Annotated in this window: 13 protein-coding genes; 8 read left to right on the forward strand and 5 right to left on the reverse strand. The window is 59.2% G+C overall.

The features are described from left to right. Nucleotides 1-17: 17 nt before the first annotated feature. Complete coding sequence (locus VCA57_RS12850; RefSeq protein ID WP_411185418.1) at nt 18-1,013, reverse strand: 2-hydroxyacid dehydrogenase; 996 nt, start codon at nt 1,011-1,013, stop codon at nt 18-20. A 35-nt stretch (nt 1,014-1,048) separates the two neighbouring features. Beyond that, nucleotides 1,049-3,799 (reverse strand): ATP-binding protein, encoded by a 2,751-nt coding sequence (locus tag VCA57_RS12855; protein ID WP_411185419.1) that lies wholly within the window; start codon nt 3,797-3,799, stop codon nt 1,049-1,051. Nucleotides 3,800-3,914: 115 nt separating this feature from the next. Between VCA57_RS12855 and VCA57_RS12860 the strand changes: the two genes are divergently transcribed. The 7 genes from VCA57_RS12860 (at nt 3,915) to VCA57_RS12890 (ending at nt 12,523) form a co-directional block, all read left to right on the forward strand. Further along, a complete protein-coding gene (locus tag VCA57_RS12860; RefSeq protein ID WP_411185420.1) occupies nt 3,915-4,625 on the forward strand; it encodes a response regulator transcription factor in 711 nt (236 codons plus the stop codon). Beyond that, entirely contained in the window at nt 4,622-5,959 is a 1,338-nt protein-coding gene (locus VCA57_RS12865) for a histidine kinase sensor domain-containing protein (protein WP_411185421.1), read from the forward strand. The genes VCA57_RS12860 and VCA57_RS12865 overlap by 4 nt, the downstream gene beginning before the upstream one ends. A gap of 245 nt (nt 5,960-6,204) precedes the next feature. Continuing rightward, entirely contained in the window at nt 6,205-7,116 is a 912-nt protein-coding gene (gene cysM / locus VCA57_RS12870) for a cysteine synthase CysM (protein WP_411185422.1), read from the forward strand. Further along, entirely contained in the window at nt 7,116-8,468 is a 1,353-nt protein-coding gene (gene rlmD / locus VCA57_RS12875; protein WP_411185423.1) for a 23S rRNA (uracil(1939)-C(5))-methyltransferase RlmD, read from the forward strand. The genes cysM and rlmD overlap by 1 nt, the downstream gene beginning before the upstream one ends. 155 nt (nt 8,469-8,623) lie before the next feature. Beyond that, nucleotides 8,624-10,867, forward strand: coding sequence for a GTP diphosphokinase (gene relA / locus VCA57_RS12880; RefSeq protein ID WP_411185424.1), 2,244 nt, complete (start codon nt 8,624-8,626; stop codon nt 10,865-10,867). A 204-nt stretch (nt 10,868-11,071) separates the two neighbouring features. Further along, entirely contained in the window at nt 11,072-11,902 is an 831-nt protein-coding gene (gene mazG / locus VCA57_RS12885; RefSeq protein ID WP_411185425.1) for a nucleoside triphosphate pyrophosphohydrolase, read from the forward strand. An 81-nt stretch (nt 11,903-11,983) separates the two neighbouring features. Then, entirely contained in the window at nt 11,984-12,523 is a 540-nt protein-coding gene (locus VCA57_RS12890) for a DUF2058 domain-containing protein (RefSeq protein ID WP_411185426.1), read from the forward strand. A gap of 95 nt (nt 12,524-12,618) precedes the next feature. Here VCA57_RS12890 and VCA57_RS12895 read toward each other — a convergent pair whose 3' ends face one another. Genes VCA57_RS12895 through purM form a run of 3 tightly spaced genes read right to left on the reverse strand, consistent with a single transcriptional unit; the run spans nt 12,619 to nt 15,052 of the window. Continuing rightward, nucleotides 12,619-13,335, reverse strand: a complete 717-nt coding sequence (locus VCA57_RS12895) for a DUF3108 domain-containing protein (RefSeq protein WP_411185427.1) — start codon at nt 13,333-13,335, stop codon at nt 12,619-12,621. Nucleotides 13,336-13,343: 8 nt separating this feature from the next. Further along, the gene (gene purN, locus VCA57_RS12900; protein WP_411185428.1) at nt 13,344-13,994 is read right to left on the reverse strand and encodes a phosphoribosylglycinamide formyltransferase; all 651 of its coding nucleotides are present in this window, start codon (nt 13,992-13,994) and stop codon (nt 13,344-13,346) included. Continuing rightward, nucleotides 13,994-15,052, reverse strand: coding sequence for a phosphoribosylformylglycinamidine cyclo-ligase (gene purM, locus VCA57_RS12905; protein WP_411185429.1), 1,059 nt, complete (start codon nt 15,050-15,052; stop codon nt 13,994-13,996). Before purM ends, purN begins: the two co-directional genes overlap by 1 nt. Nucleotides 15,053-15,374: 322 nt before the next feature. Between purM and VCA57_RS12910 the strand changes: the two genes are divergently transcribed. Beyond that, entirely contained in the window at nt 15,375-16,427 is a 1,053-nt protein-coding gene (locus tag VCA57_RS12910; protein ID WP_411185430.1) for a DUF2066 domain-containing protein, read from the forward strand. The last annotated feature ends 49 nt before the right edge of the window (nt 16,428-16,476 follow it).

Here is a 16,476-nt window from a genome sequence, read left to right on the forward strand (position 1 = left end):
ATAAGGCGCAAATGCTATCACGCGGCAGGAAGCAGCTGATTGATTGGCGCGTCAGCTTGCCAGGCGACGATATTGTCGCGGGTTGTGCTGGCGATCGCAGCCAGGGCTTCGTGAGTGAGAAAGCCTTGGTGTGCGGTAATCAGTACATTGGGGAAGTTCAGCAGGCGCGCCAGCACATCGTCCTGCAGGGGGTGCTCGGAATGATCTTCAAAGAACAGTTCGGCCTCTTCTTCATAAACATCCAGCCCTAGATACCCCAGCTGGCCACTTTTTAGCGCGCCGATCAGTGCTGGCGTATCAATCAGCGCCCCGCGCCCGGTATTGATCAGCATTACGCCGCGACGCATCTGCCGCAAACGTGCAGCGTTGATCAGGTGGTGGGTGGCGCTGTTAAGCGGGCAGTGCAGGCTGATGATGTGGCTGCGCTCTAACAGTTCATCCAATGGGACTTGCTGCGCGCCGAGGCTGGCGAGGTCGCTGATTGGTTTGGGATCATAAAATAAAATCTGGCAGCCGAGGCCGGCCATGATCCTGGCAAAGGTCAGGCCGATCTGCCCAGCGCCAATGATGCCGACGGTTTTGCCATGCAGGTCAAAGCCAATCAGCCCGCGCAGCGTGAAATCACCTTCGCGCGTCCGGTTAAAGGCCCGGTGGGTGCGGCGGTTGAGGGTCATGATCAGCGCCAGCGCATGTTCGGCGACGGCGTGTGGCGAATAGGCCGGTACTCTCACCACGGTCAGGCCTAGTGCCTGTGCGGCGTGTAGGTCGATATGGTTGTAACCGGCCGAGCGCAGGGCAATCAGACGCGTGCCGCCTGCGGCCAGTTGGCGTAATACGGGAGCGCTGAGGTCGTCATTGATAAACGCACAGACCACTTGATAGCCGGCGGCCAGCCCGGCGCTGTCTTCGCGCAGGTGTGCTTCCTGAAAGCTCAGCCGCCAGCCGTCAGGGACTTCCACGGCACTAAAGCTCTGTTGGTCGTAGGGTTTGCTGCTGAACAAGATGATGCGCATGACGCTCCTCGACGTGTGAGTGTGGTCGACCTGATTCAGGCGCTGACGTGGGCTTCTTTGGCCAGGCGCGCGATGGCTGCATCCAGTTCGTCCAAGGCGTGCTGGGCCGCTGGATCGTTCTGTTTTAACAGGGTTTCGCTGCGCTGGCAGGCGGCGCGTAACTGCGGCACGCCGCAGTAGCGGGTCGCGCCATGCAGGCGATGTACACGCTCAATCAGGCTGTTGCGCTCGCCACTTTCGCGGGCTTGCTGGATGGCCTGGCGGTCGGCTGGAAGCCCTGCCAGCAGCATGCTCAGCATGTCGGCGGCCAGGTCGGCTTTGCCAGCGGCCAGGCGCAGGCCTTCATCGGCATCCAACACGCTGAGATCGTTATGGGTTGTGCTGATGCCGGCGTGTTCGCTGCTCTGGTTACGCAGGGCCAGGCCCGTCCACTTGAGTACCACTTGGGCCAGTTGGCGCTCGCTGATGGGTTTGGTCAGGTAGTCATCCAGGCCGCTTTGCAGCAGGGCGCGTTTTTCGTTGGCCAGGGCGTGGGCGGTCAGCGCGACAATCGCGACGGGGCCCTGGTTGCGTTCAGTTTCCAGCTGGCGAATCGCTTCGGTGGCCTGGCGGCCGTCCATGCCGGGCATCTGCACGTCCATAAAAATCAGGTCGAAGGATTGTTCGGCGGCTTTTTCAACCGCTTCGTAGCCGCTATTAGCGATGCTCACGTCAGCGCCCATATCGCTTAGCAGGGTTTGTACCAGTAGCAGATTGGCCGGGTTGTCGTCGACACAGAGAATCAGTGGTGGCCGGCTGGGCGGTGATTGGGTGCTGTCGCTAGGGCTTTGCCGTGGACTGACCAGCTCGGCCAGGCCGCGCTGTAGTTTGCGGGTACAGGCTGGCTTGGCTTGTAACTGGCTGTAAGCATCCGGTAACAGGCGGTGGTAGAGCGATTGCTCCGTGGTGGGACAGAGCAGGAGGATTTTACAGGCCAGCCGCTCAAGATCCCAAATGCACTGCTCAAGGCGCTCCGGCGCGAAGGTCTGGGTGCTCACGCCAAGTACTGCCAGTTCAAAAGGTTGTGTGCTGTGCCGCGCTTCGGTCACGGCAGCGAGCAGGCTGTCGAGGTTGTCAAAATGCGTGACCTGCAGACCGCAGTCTTCCAATTGATGTTGCAGTGCCTGGCGGGCCAGGTCGTGGCTTTCCAGGGCGGCCACACGACGACCGAGCAGTGCTGGGCGCGGTAGGTCTTCAGCATCGTCGCGGGCTTTGGGCAGGCTCAGGGTGATCCAGAACTCCGAGCCTTCTTCTGGGGTGCTGTCGACGCCGATTTCGCCACCCATTTGCTCAATCAGACGTTTGGAAATCACCAAACCCAGGCCCGTGCCGCCGGCCTGGCGACTCAACGAGTTGTCGGCCTGGCTGAAGGCTTGGAACAGTTCGCGTAGGTCCTCATCGGAGAGGCCGATGCCGGTGTCCTGCACGCTGATACGCAACTGCGCGTGATCGACGCTCTCATCTTCGAGCATGGCGCGAATAACGATGGTGCCGGTACGGGTGAACTTGATCGCGTTACTCACCAGGTTGGTCAGTACCTGTTTGAGCCGCAATGGGTCGCCGATCAATGACAGCGGTGTATCGCGATAAACCAGGCTGAGCAATTCCAGCTGCTTCTGATGGGCAGCGGGGGCGAGGATGGTCAGGGTGTCCTGCAGCAAGTCGCGCAGGTTGAACGGGATGTTTTCTAGCACCAGCTTGCCGGCCTCGATCTTCGAGAAATCGAGAATCTCGTTGATGATGGCCAGCAAGCTGTCGGCGGACTTCTCGATGGTGCCCAGGTAATCCTGCTGGCGCGGAGTCAGGTCGCTTTTCTGCAGCAGGTTGGTGAAACCGAGAATACCGTTGAGTGGCGTGCGGATCTCGTGGCTCATGTTGGCGAGGAATTCGGATTTGATCCGGCTGGCTTCCAGGGCCTCCTTGCGCGCCAGGTCCAGTTCGATGTTCTGGATCTCAATAGTTTCCAGGTTGTGCCGTACATCCTCAGTCGCCTGGTCGACGCTGTGTTGCAGTTCTTCCTGGGCATTCAATAGGGATTCGGCCATGCGGTTGATGCCCGAGGCCAGTTCATCCAGCTCATGGCTGCCAAGTGGCGGCAGGCGGGTTTCTAAGTGGCCGTCCTTGAGCTGGGCAACGCTGTGTTTGATCTGCCGCAGGGGGTCATTGATGGTACGGCTCATGCGCACGGCAAGCAGAGCTGTCACCATCAGGCCGGTGGCAATTAGCAATAGGCTGGCGAGCAGGCTGCGGTAGCCGCTGAGCAAGGTGCTGTGGTGCGACAACTCCAACTCCACCCAGCCGAGTAATTGCGTGCTCGGCTCGCTGACGTCTGTACCCGTCAGGCTCAGGTGCTGGCGGTATACCGGCAGGAGAAAACGTGTGGCGTTCTGGTCGTTGCTTTGCACAGGCTGAAGTTCATCAGCGCTCGGCGGCAGGTTGAGCATGCGTGGGCCGGCATGGGCCAGAGTGCTGCGCTCGATACTGAGAAAGCTGACGGCGCGCACATCGGGTTGCTCCAAGGCCTGAGTGGCGATGCGCTGCAACAGCACGGCATCGCCGGCTTGCAAGGCTGGCGCGGCCAGTGGGGCAAGCTGTTCAGTGATCATTCCCCCGCGTTGCAGCAGCTGCCCCTGCAGGTCGGACAGTTGTACCCAGGTGAAATAGCCGCCGAGCACCAGCGCCAGCAAACTGGTTGGCAGCAGGGTAAGCATCAACACCCGGCCTTTAATGCCTAAATCCGTGATCACGTGAAGCCTCCTAGGTGGATATTTCGGCAGTGTAGCGATTCAACGGGTGGGAATCTGTAGATGTATTTGCCAGAATGGCTGAATCAAGAAATATTCGCATATGCAGGTTTTTCCCATGAACGTTGAAAGTCGTCTTCCTGCGCGTGTCCTGGCCATTGAGGACGACCCCATTTTGGCTGCTCATTTAGGCGAACACCTTGGGCGCTGTGGTTTCAGCGTAGCGCTGCGCCATGACGGCGACGAAGGCTTGGCGCTGGCGTGCAGAGAGGATTTCGACCTGATTCTGATGGACATCATGTTGCCCACCCGCAGCGGCTTGGACGTGCTGGCTGAACTTCGGCGTGCGCGGCGCGTGCCGGTAATCCTAATGTCGGCCCTGGGTGCCGAGCAGGATCGTATCGCAGGCTTCAGCCAAGGGGCCGATGACTACCTGCCCAAGCCATTTAGCATGGGTGAAATGGTGGTGCGGATAGAGGCCATCCTGCGACGTGTGGCTTATGAGCGCAGCCCGCCACAACCGTGCATTGGCGACTCTCTGCTGCACTTCGATGATGCACGTACCGATGTGCAGCACGGGCACCAATGGGCCGCGCTGACGACCACCGAGTATCGCTTGCTGGAGCTACTTTGGCAGCACAAGGAAGAGGTTTTGAGTAAACCCTTCCTGTATCAGCACGTGTTGCGCCGGGGCTACTCGCAGCACGACCGCAGCCTGGATATGCATGTCAGTAATATTCGCCGCAAGCTGGCGGCTATTGGTTACGTCGCTTGTCGGTTGACATCGGTATGGGCTAAAGGCTATCTGCTGACGTGCCTGGACGCATGAATATGCCTAGCCGCCATTCGCTGTTCTGGAAGCTAGCCGCTGTACTTGGGCTGTTTTGCTTGTTGCAGGCTAGCTTGCATATCGATCTCAGTCGGCGGGTGTATGAGGCAACTTCGCGCCTGCCCGAGTCGTCAAAATTGATTCTGCGTAATTACGCGCGCGAGGCCGAGAGTGCCTGGCACGAGCATGGCGCGGCAGGTGTTGAGGCATTTTTGCGCGATTTGCGCGAGCGTGAGCAGGTTTGGGCTGTGGTGGTCGATGACCAGCATCGGTCGCTCGCCCAGCAGCCGTTGAATGGGGACGATAAGGAGCGTCTGCTATTTATCCGTCCACTGAGCGGCACCATGGGGCGTCCCAATGGTTGGCCGACGTTCTATGTGCCCTTCAGTGATGCTAAATATCGCCTGGTGATGGAGTTGCCGCGCGAGTTAAGCCCACGTAAATACAACGAGGTTTGGGAGCTTTTGCTGCAGCGGCTATTGCCTGCGGTACTTGCTGTATTGCTTGGGGTTTTGTTGTACCGCGCGCTGATCGCGCCACTCAGTGCGCTGCAGCGTCAGGCTACTGCATTGAGCGCAGGCGATCTGGGGGCTCGGGTTGGCGATAAAGTTAGCCGGCGGAGTGATGAGTTTGGCGAGCTGGGGCGGGTTTTCGATCATATGGCCGAGCGCCTTGAAAGCACGGTTGGCTATCAGCGCCAGCTGTTGCGCGACCTGTCTCACGAGTTACGCACACCGCTCTCACGCTTACGGGTCGCCAGTGAGTGCGCCAGTGATCTTGAGGTGCTGCGTCAACGCCTGGAGCGCGAAGTCGAGGGTATGCAGCAGTTGGTGGATAACACCCTCGAATTAGCGTGGTTGGATACCGAGCGGCCGCAATTGCCGATGGAGGAAATCGACATTCGTGCGCTATGGGATGTGCTGACTGAAAATGCGTGTTTTGAAAGCGCTTGGCCGGAGACTCAATTGATCTGCGAGTTACCGGCAGACTGTCGGGTTCTGGGGCATTTGAATGGTTTGGCGCAGGCGCTGGAGAACATCCTGCGCAATGCCATTCGGCATTCGCCAGCGGATGGCGTTATTCGCCTCGGCGGCCATCAAATTGAGCAGCACTGGCATTTGTGGCTGGAGGACCAAGGTGGAGGCGTAGCGGAAAATCAGCTGGAAAACATATTCCGACCATTTACCCGCTTGTGCGCAGCGCGGCCTGGTGGCGAAGGTTTCGGCTTGGGGTTGGCGATTGCACGCAGTGCAGTGCGTTTGCAGGGCGGGCAGCTGTGGGCGCAGAACGCTGCACGAGGCTTAAGGCTGAACCTGTCTTTAGTCAGTGCCTAGCCTGCAATCAGGTCTCACTTTGCGCTACTGCAGTGGTTGCTTTGTAACGCCTTGCAACAGCCGTGCTGATGCCCGATATGCAGCTGAGTTTATGCCGCAGCGCTGTGGTTCTGGTTGGTGGGGTGAGTCGCTGAGTGGGCTAATTGCTCCGCTCATTCTGCTTCACGGGCATCATGGCGTGATGCCGCTGCGGGTTCGGCGTATTATGGCGACCCTTCGCGTCAGTCCGGATTTGAGCGGCCTCCATGATTCAGCACTATCCCACCATCGCCGATTGCGTCGGCAATACCCCATTGGTACGTCTGCAGCGCCTGCCTGGCAATACCAGCAACACCTTGCTGCTAAAGCTGGAAGGCAATAACCCTGCGGGGTCGGTGAAGGACCGTCCGGCGTTGTCGATGATCACGCGCGCCGAACTGCGTGGTGATATCGCGCCTGGCGATGTACTGGTCGAGGCCACCAGCGGCAACACCGGCATTGCCCTGGCCATGGCCGCAGCGATCAAGGGTTACCGGATGGTGCTGATCATGCCGGACAACTCCACCGCCGAGCGTAAGGCGGCGATGACTGCTTACGGCGCGCAATTGATTTTGGTCGGCGGCATGGAAGAGGCCCGCGACTTGGCGTTGCAGATGCAGGCCGATGGCAAGGGTAAGGTGCTTGATCAGTTCGCCAACGGCGACAACCCGATTGCCCACTACACCAGCACAGGCCCGGAAATCTGGCAGCAAACGGCTGGGCAAGTTACCCATTTCGTCAGCTCCATGGGCACCACCGGCACCATTATGGGTGTTTCGCGCTTCTTGAAAGAGCAGAAGCCCGAGGTGCAGATCGTCGGTCTGCAGCCGATGGAAGGGGCTTCGATCCCCGGTATCCGTCGCTGGCCGCAGGAATACCTGCCGAGCATTTACCAGGCTGAGCGGGTTGATCGCATTATCGATATGGGTCAGCAGGAAGCCGAAGAGGTGATGCGTCGGCTGGCGCGGGAAGAGGGCATCTTCTGCGGGGTTTCCTCCGGCGGCTCGGTGGCAGCCATGCTGCGTTTGTCGCAGGAAGTCGAGAATGCAGTCATGGTGGCGATCATTTGCGACCGTGGTGACCGTTATCTGTCCAGTGGCGTTTACGACGCCCCGAACACTGATGACAAGAGCAACTGATGGCTAAGAAAGACGGCGGTCTGCGCTTTCAACCCAGTGGCGGTTCACGTGCGCCGCAAGTGCCGGTTGGCAAGAAGCACAAGCTCGCCATTGAGCGCCTGGCCAACGATGGTCGGGGCATTGGCTTCAGTGAAGGGCGCACCTGGTTTGTTAGTGGTGCTCTAGCCGGCGAGCAGGTCGAAGCGCGGGTGTTGGGTGCCCATGGCAAGGTGGTCGAAGCGCGCGCGGAGCGGATTCTCACTGCCAGCGCGGCGCGCCGTAGTGAAGCCTGCATCCACGCCAAAGTGTGTGGCGGTTGCAGCCTGCAACACATGCCGCATGCTGACCAGCTTGCCCTGAAACAGCGCATGCTTGCCGAGCAACTGAGCCGTTTGGCTAATCTTGAACCGCGTGAATGGGCCGCGCCTCTGGTCGGTCCAGAGCTGGCGTATCGTCGGCGTGCACGCATTGCCGTGCGCTGGGACCACAAGGCCAAGCGTCTGGACGTCGGCTTTCGTGCCGCCGCCAGTCAGGAGATTATCGCCATCAGCGAGTGCCCGGTTCTGGTACAGCCCTTGCAGCCGATCTTGGGTGCATTGTCCCTTGTTTTGCGTGAGCTGGAAAAACCCCAGTCCATTGGTCATGTCGAGTTGTTCAGCGGCAGTTGCAGTGCTGTGCTGGTAAGGCATACCGCGGTATTGAGCGAGGCTGACGTGAGCCGCTTGCAGGCGTTTTGTACCGAGCACGACGCGCAGTTGTGGCTGCAGGGCAGTGGTGAGCCGCAACCGTTCGACCCGGCTCAGCAATTGAGTTATCGCCTGGATGCTTATGACCTCAGCTTGGCTTATCGCCCGGGAGACTTTATTCAGGTCAACCAACCCGTCAATGACTCCATGGTGGCGCAGGCCCTGGAGTGGCTGGCGCCACAGGCAAATGATCGGGTGTTGGATCTGTTTTGTGGGTTGGGTAATTTTGCCTTGCCGTTGGCGCAGCGGGTGCGTGAGCTGGTCGCTGTAGAGGGTGTACAGGCTATGGTCCAGAGCGCCGAGTTGAATGCAGCGGCTAATGGCTTAGGCAACGCGCACTTTTATCAGGCGGACCTGTCGAACCCGCTGGCTGACGCGAGCTGGGCGCAAGGTGGTTTTGCCGCCGTGCTGCTGGACCCGCCGCGCGATGGTGCGCTGCAGGTGGTTAAGCAGATCGGGGCGCTGGGCGTTAAACGGCTGTTGTATGTGTCATGCAACCCGACCACCCTGGCGCGTGATAGCGCCGAATTGCTTGCGCAGGGTTATCAGCTGGAACGTGCGGGTATTCTCGATATGTTTCCGCAAACCGCGCATGTTGAAGCGATGGCGCTGTTTGTTCGCCAGTAGCTGGGGCGTAAACGGATTGGTTGTTTAGGGGCGAGCCCCTATCTGGTTGCAACGGGGCGCACAGGAATTGCGCTTTCAAGCGGTTAAACCGACCGGCTCACAGAAGCCGGCGACTATTCGGCAGGCCATTGGTCTGTTGTAGGGAAGGTAGCAAGATGGTTCAGGTCAGAGCACATCAGCCGATCAATGATGACGGCAGCATTAACCTTGAGGCTTGGCTTGCTCATGTTTTGAGTGTTGATCCGGCATTGGATCATGACGCTCTGCGTGATGCCTGCGAGTTCGCCCGTGAGGCGGAGCAGCAAGCCAATGCGGCGCAGAATCTGTGGACCGAAGGGGCGTCAAGCTTCCGCTCCGGTCTGGAAATCGCCGAGATCCTCGCCGACCTCAAGCTTGACCAAGATTCCCTGGTCGCCGCCGTGATCTATCGCTGCGTGCGCGAGGGCAAGGTATCGCTGCCACAGGTTCACCAACGCTTCGGCTCGGTGGTCGCCAAGTTGGTTGACGGCGTGCTACGTATGGCGGCGATCAGCGCCTCGATGAATCCGCGTGACTCTCTGGTGCTCGGCTCTCAAGCGCAGGTAGAAAACCTGCGCAAGATGCTGGTGGCGATGGTCGACGATGTGCGCGTGGCCTTGATCAAACTGGCCGAACGTACCTGCGCGATTCGCGCGGTAAAAGAGGCCGATGACGAGAAGCGTCAGCGCGTGGCCCGCGAAGTATTCGACATCTACGCGCCGCTGGCTCACCGCCTGGGCATCGGGCATATCAAGTGGGAGCTGGAAGACCTGTCCTTCCGCTACCTGGAGCCCGAGCAATACAAGCAGATCGCCACGCTGTTGCATGAGCGTCGGCTGGATCGCGAGCACTACATCAATGAAGTGATGGACCAGCTGCGCAGTGAGCTGGAAGCCACCGGTGTGCAGGCCGATATCAGTGGCCGGGCTAAGCATATTTATTCGATCTGGCGAAAAATGCAGCGCAAAGGCCTGCAATTCAGCCAGATCTATGACGTGCGCGCAGTACGGGTGCTGGTGCCGCAGGTGCGTGATTGCTACACCGCGCTGGGCATCGTGCATACCTTGTGGCGGCACATCCCGAAAGAGTTTGACGACTACATCGCCAACCCCAAGGAAAACGGCTACCGCTCGCTGCACACTGCGGTTCTTGGCCCGGAAGGCAAGGTGCTGGAGGTGCAGATTCGCACCCAGTCCATGCATGAAGAGGCTGAACTGGGGGTTTGTGCGCACTGGCGCTACAAGGGCACCGACGTTAAGTCCGGTTCCAGTCATTACGAAGAGAAAATCTCTTGGCTGCGACAGGTGCTCGAATGGCATGAGGAACTGGGTGATATCGGCGGCTTGGCCGAGCAGCTGCGCGTCGATATCGAGCCGGACCGGGTCTATGTGTTCACCCCGGATGGTCATGCGATTGACTTGCCCAAAGGCGCGACACCGCTGGACTTTGCCTACCGCGTGCACACCGAAATCGGCCACAACTGCCGTGGCGCGAAGATCAACGGGCGCATCGTGCCGCTCAACTACAGCCTGCAAACCGGTGAGCAGGTGGAGATCATCACCAGCAAGCACGGTACGCCGAGTCGCGACTGGCTGAACTCCAACCTGGGCTACGTCACCACCTCGCGGGCGCGGGCGAAGATCGTCCACTGGTTCAAGTTGCAGGACCGCGACCAGAACGTCGCTGCGGGCAAGGCGCAGCTGGAGCGCGAACTGCAGCGCTTGGCGCTGCCGCCGGTGGACTTCGACAAACTGGCCGAGAAGGCCAATATGAAGACCAGCGAGGACCTGTTCGCTTCCCTCGGCGCTGGCGACTTGCGCCTGGCGCAACTGGTTAACCTGGCGCAGCAACTGGTCGAGCCGGATCGGGTTAACGAGCAGTTGGAGCTGATCCCACGTAAGGCGCTGGGCTTCAAGCCAGGCAAGCGTGGCGATATTCAGATCCAGGGCGTGGGCAACCTGCTGACACAGATGGCGGGCTGCTGCCAGCCGCTGCCGGGTGATCCGATTGTCGGCTACATCACTCTTGGTCGGGGCGTGAGCATTCACCGCCAGGACTGCGCTTCGGTGCTGCAACTGGCCGGGCGCGAGCCCGAGCGGATCATCCAGGTCAGCTGGGGGCCGGTGCCGGTGCAGACCTACCCGGTAGACGTGATCATTCGCGCTTACGACCGCTCCGGTTTGCTGCGTGACGTAACCCAAGTGCTGCTCAATGAGCGCCTCAACGTGCTGGCGGTAAACACGCGCTCGAACAAGGAAGACAACACGGCGTCGATGTCGATCACCGTGGAAATTCCCGGGTTGGATGCCCTCGGGCGTTTGCTGGGGCGTATCTCTCAGCTGCCAAATATCATTGAAGCCCGTCGCCATCGAGCTTCCTGAGCGGCTGCGGTGCCGTTGTAGGATGGGTTAGGCGCATGCCACAGTTACGCTAACGGGTGCTGGATCGGGTGCGCCGTAACCCATCATCGGTATTAGCGCTGTATTGGTTTGATGGGTTACGCGGCGCGCTGGTTTTATCATGGCTGCGAGATTCGTTTCCGCGCCGCTAACCCATCCTGCGGATGCGCAATACCGGAATTTTTTATGTACCAACTCGATGATTTGCTGCACCTAATGTCCCGCCTGCGTGATCCGCAGTATGGCTGCCCCTGGGACTTGAAGCAGACGTACGCGAGCATCGTGCCCTACACCTTGGAAGAAGCGTACGAAGTGGCCGATGCCATCGAGCGCGGTGACTTTGATCACCTGCCTGGTGAGCTGGGTGACCTGCTATTTCAAGTGGTGTATTACAGCCAGTTGGCGCACGAAGAAGGGCGCTTCGAGTTTGCTCACGTGGTCGATGGCATTACCCGCAAACTGCTGCGCCGTCACCCGCATGTGTTCCCCGATGGCGATCTGTATGGCGCAGCCGATGTAGCCAAGCTGGAAGAGGCGGCGGTGAAGCAGCGTTGGGAGGAGATCAAGGCCGAAGAGCGTGCCGAAAAGGCTGCTGTGCCTGAGCAGCTTTCCTTGTTGGATGATGTGCCCGTGGCGTTGCCGGGTTTAAGTCGGGCGATCAAGTTGCAAAAACGCGCCGCACAGGTTGGCTTCGATTGGCCGGAGGCCTTGCCGGTAGTCGATAAAGTGCGTGAAGAGCTTGATGAGGTGTTGGAGGCCATGAGTGAAAACGATCCTTTGGCAATTGCTGAAGAGATCGGTGACCTGCTATTTGTGGTCAGCAATCTGGCGCGGCACCTCAAGGTTGATCCGGAAACGGCCTTGCGTGCGGCCAATGGCAAGTTTGAGCGCCGCTTCCGTTTTATCGAGCAGGCATTGCGCGAAGCGGGGCGAGCTATGCAAGATTGCACTCTGGAAGAGTTGGATGCGCTGTGGGGCGAAGCGAAGAAGCTGGAAAAATATACGCCTAGTTGCTGAATACGTGGGCGCCACGGCACTGGCTGCGACATGCGGCAAGTGAGTGCGCTCACTCAATATTGATGGTTGGAAAGGTAGGTTATGGCTCTCTCACTACGCGACCAGTTGCTCAAGGCTGGGCTGGTCAACGAAAAGCAGGCCAAGCAGGCCGGCAAGGAAAAACAGAAAAAGCAGCGTCTGGAACAGAAAGGCCATATTGAGAAGGACGAGTCGCAAAAACTCGCCGCTCAACAGGCCATGGCCGAGAAGGCCGCGCGTGATCAGGAGCTTAACCGCCAGCAGCAGGAGAAGGTCGAGAAAAAGGCCCGCGCCGCACAGATCAAGCAACTGATCGAGGTGTCGCGCCTACCCAAGTTGACCACCGAGGATTATTACAACTTCGTCGACGACAAAAAGGTTAAGCGTCTGTCGGTGAATACCCTGGTGCGCAACAAGCTCAGCAGCGGCTCGCTGGCTATCGTGCGCCACGGCGGCGGCTACGAGGTGATCCCGCGCGAGGCGGCGCTGAAAATTCAGGAGCGTGACGCGCAGCGCATCGTACTGCTCAACACGCCAACTGAAGCACCGGATGCCGATGATCCATACGCGGCCTATCAGGTGCCGGATGACCTGATGTGGTGATGGGCATGGATGGGGCTGGGTGTTGCCTACCTCATCTAGGTTTCTAGGCATAAAAAAGCCGAGCTAGTTAGCTCGGCTTTTTTATTACAGGCTATTCAATCCTTGCGACCTTCTACGGGGCGGCCGTCAACGCTGCCTTCCTTGAGCATGATCTGGTATTCCTTGCCGTCGGTCTCGACCTGGTGCAAGCGCACCAGCAGGAAGTCCCAGTCTTTGGCGAACCAGAGGATGGTTTTGCGGCTGCTTTTCGTCGGATCGCGCACGCGCTCAACTTTGATGGCGTCAATCAGGCCTGCTTTGGTGCGCACGGCTTCATCGCCGAGTACGCGGAAGTCGTAGGTCTCTACATCTTCGCCATCGACTACCTGATAGCTCATGCTCTTGATGCCGGCGGCTACGTCGTACTGCAGGGCCAGTTGGTAAGTCGATTTATCCAACAGGCCTCGGTTTAGCGGCAGGCGAACCGGGGTGCCGCGATCGCTGCCAATAACCTGCTTGGCGCTCCAGTCGAAGTCGTATTCGATCTTCTTGCCTTTGCCCAAACCGTTGCGTTCATACAGGTAGGTCTGTGGCAGGAATACATCTTTATCCAGGCGCAGGGTGCTTTCTTCCGTCAGGCCGGCAACCAGCATGGAGGCTTCAAAATTCAGCTTCCATACGCCGTTATCCAGCGCTTGCAGACTGCGCTCAGCACTACCGCTGACAGGCAATTGCTTCCAGTCAGCGGTGTAGCTAGCGGAAAAGGGTTTCAGCCCGGCGGCTAATGCCGGCAGGCAGATAAGCGATAGTGCGAACAGTAAGGCGCGACCCATGGTGTCTCCTAAGTTCGAATAAGGTGTCCGGTACTCGGTAACAGTTGCTCGTCCAGCATGGCCCCGTGCGTTGCGAGCTGCAAACGGCCTTCAGCAAACCAGCGCACTGCCAGCGGGTAAATCACTCGTTCTTGCTGATTCACTCGCTGCGCCAGGGTAGTCGGCGAGTCATCCGACTGTACCTGTACCACTGCCTGTACGACCAGTGGTCCGCCATCGAGTTCCTCTGTGACAAAGTGCACGCTGCATCCATGTTCGTGGTCACCCGCCTCCAAAGCCCGTTGATGGGTATGCAGACCTTTGTGTTTAGGCAGCAGTGAGGGGTGGATATTCAGCAAGCGGCCCGCATAGTGGCGAACAAAGCCGGGGGTGAGGATACGCATAAAGCCGGCCAGTACCACCAACTGTGGGTTGTGGCCGTCGATAGCCTCGATCAGAGCAGCGTCGAAGGCCTCGCGGCCGTCGAACTGCTTATGGTCGAGTAACGTGGTGACAATGCCAGCTGCTTGTGCTCGTTGCAGGCCATAGGCATCAGCGCGGTTGCAAATCACTGCGCTGATGCGCGCCGGGATGTTCCCGGTCTGGATGCTGTCAATCAGCGCCTGCAAGTTGCTGCCGGAGCCGGAAATCAGCACCACGATATTGCACGGTGTTGGCATTAGTGTTGTTTCAGGTTGTTCAGCACGACTTGGGCTGCACCTTCGGCGGCTTCACCAATCTGACCAATGACCCATGGCTGTTCGCCAGCGGCGGTCAGGGTTTGCAGGGTGATGTCGACCTGATCCTGAGCAACGCAGATAACCATGCCAACGCCGCAGTTGAGGACGCGGTGCATCTCGTGCTCATCCACGTTGCCTTTTTCTTGCAGCCAGTCGAAGACCGCTGGGCGCGTCCAGCTGGCCACGTCGACCACTGCCTGAGCGCCTTTAGGCAGTACGCGCGGAATGTTGTCGAGCAGGCCGCCACCGGTGATGTGGGCCATGGCTTTGACGGCGCCAGTGTCCTTGATCAGCTTGAGCAGCGGTTTGACGTAGATGCGCGTCGGTGCCATCAGCAGATCAGTCAGTGGCTTACCGTCGACTTGGGTGCTTTCGATTTCGCTGCCCGACACTTCGATGATCTTGCGGATCAATGAATAGCCGTTGGAGTGCGGGCCGGAGGACGGCAGGGCGATCAACGCATCACCTGCGGCGACTTTGGAGCCGTCGATGATTTCGGCTTTTTCTACAACGCCGACGCAGAAACCGGCCAAGTCATAGTCTTCACCTTCATACATGCCCGGCATTTCAGCGGTTTCACCGCCAACCAGGGAGCAGCCTGCCAACTCGCAACCAGCGCCGATTCCGGTCACTACGGTGGCGGCGACGTCAACGTTGAGCTTGCCGGTGGCGTAGTAGTCGAGGAAGAACAGCGGTTCTGCACCGCAAACCACCAGATCGTTGACGCACATGGCGACCAGGTCCTGGCCGATGCTGTCGTGTTTGTTCAGGTTCAGCGCCAAGCGTAGCTTGGTGCCGACACCGTCAGTGCCCGAAACCAGTACGGGTTGTTTGTAGCCAGCAGGGATCTCGCACAGCGCGCCGAAGCCGCCCAGCCCACCCATGACTTCCGGACGCGCAGTGCGCTTTGCTACGCCTTTGATGCGTTCGACCAGGGCTTCGCCTGCGTCGATATCTACACCTGCGTCCTTGTAGCTGATGGAGGGTTGCTTGCTCATAGATCCAGGCCTTTAAGGGAAATTCGGATAGGCATCGCCGCTTGTGGCGGCGGTCTGCGAAGGCGCGCGATTTTATCAGGCTTACCCGGCAGCGGCCACCCGCTATGGTTGCGGGCGTTAGGGTGGCTGTTTAAGGTAGGTGCTTATTCAAAATCTGGCTGTTGTTTGCCTTGTGCGGCTGAAAATGGCTTTGGAATGCGCCTTTACAGCCCCTAAACTGGCTATCTTGAGCCGCTTTAGATGGCCTGCGCGGGCCTGAACTGGCTGCAACTGATGTTAAACCTGGCCTGTGTGTCACTTTCCTTTCGTCGAGAATCTATCCATGCGTTTGACTGCTCGTCTGCTTCTTGTCTGTTTATCGCTGACTGGCTTGCAGGCTTTTGCCGCGCCAGTGAGCGATCTGTATCAAGTCCGTGAGGCGGTCAGCAGCCAGCAGCCGGAAGACCGTGCGGCGGCCCTTAATCGTGCGCTGGATACTCTGGTGCTGCGCTTGACTGGCAAGGCCGACGCCGCGCAAAGCCCCGCACTGGCGGCATTGCGCAAGGACCCGCAACAAATTATCAGCCAATACGGTTATGAAGATGATCAACTACTGGTCGATTTTGACCCGCATAGCACTGACCGCGTCTTGCGTCAGGCGGGCTTGGCCCTGTGGGGCGCGAACCGTCCAAGCATTCTGCTGTGGTGGTTGAGTGATGCCAGTGATGGCAGTCGCTTGATCGGTGATGGTCAGGCGGCTGCGGCTGTGCTGAATCAGGCTGCACAGCATCGTGGCTTGCCGTTGCGTCTGCCGTTGGCCGATCTCTCTGAACAACTGGTGGGCGTGGCGGAAAACCTTACGGTAAATTACCCGGAGGCCTTGCGCGAAGCCTCCGAACGCTACGCTGCCGATGCCTTGCTGGCCGTTGTGGCGCGTGAAGGTAATGGCCAGTGGCAAGCAGAATGGCGGTTTTGGTTAGGCGATGAGCGCGAACAAGGAGCCGTGCAGGGGGCTGATCAAGCTGCACTGGCTGATGCCATTCTGTTGGCAGTGAGTCAGCGTTTGGCTCCACGCTTTATTGTGGCAGCCGGTGCCGCCAACAGCTTGACCGTTGAGGTTCAGGGCGTCGATCTGGCGCGCTATGCCGAACTGCAACGCATTCTTGAGCCGTTTGCCGCGCAACTGAGCAAGGTTGAGGGCGATACGCTGACATTTGCAGTGCAGGCTAATGCCGAGCAGTTGCGTGCACAGCTGGGCTTGGCGCACTTGCAGGAAGTGCCGGTAGACGCGCCAGCGGTCGATACCAGCCAGGTGGCTACGTCGCCTGCGGCCGAGGCTGAGCCTGCTGCACCAGTCGCCGTGCATGATGACAATGTGTTGCGGTTTCGTTGGTAAGCTGCGGCAATTGCAGGGGCTCTGACTTACAAGACCGCAGCTCTTGAGC

It is taken from the genome of Pseudomonas sp., from assembly GCF_046581935.1.
GTDB lineage: Bacteria > Pseudomonadota > Gammaproteobacteria > Pseudomonadales > Pseudomonadaceae > Aquipseudomonas.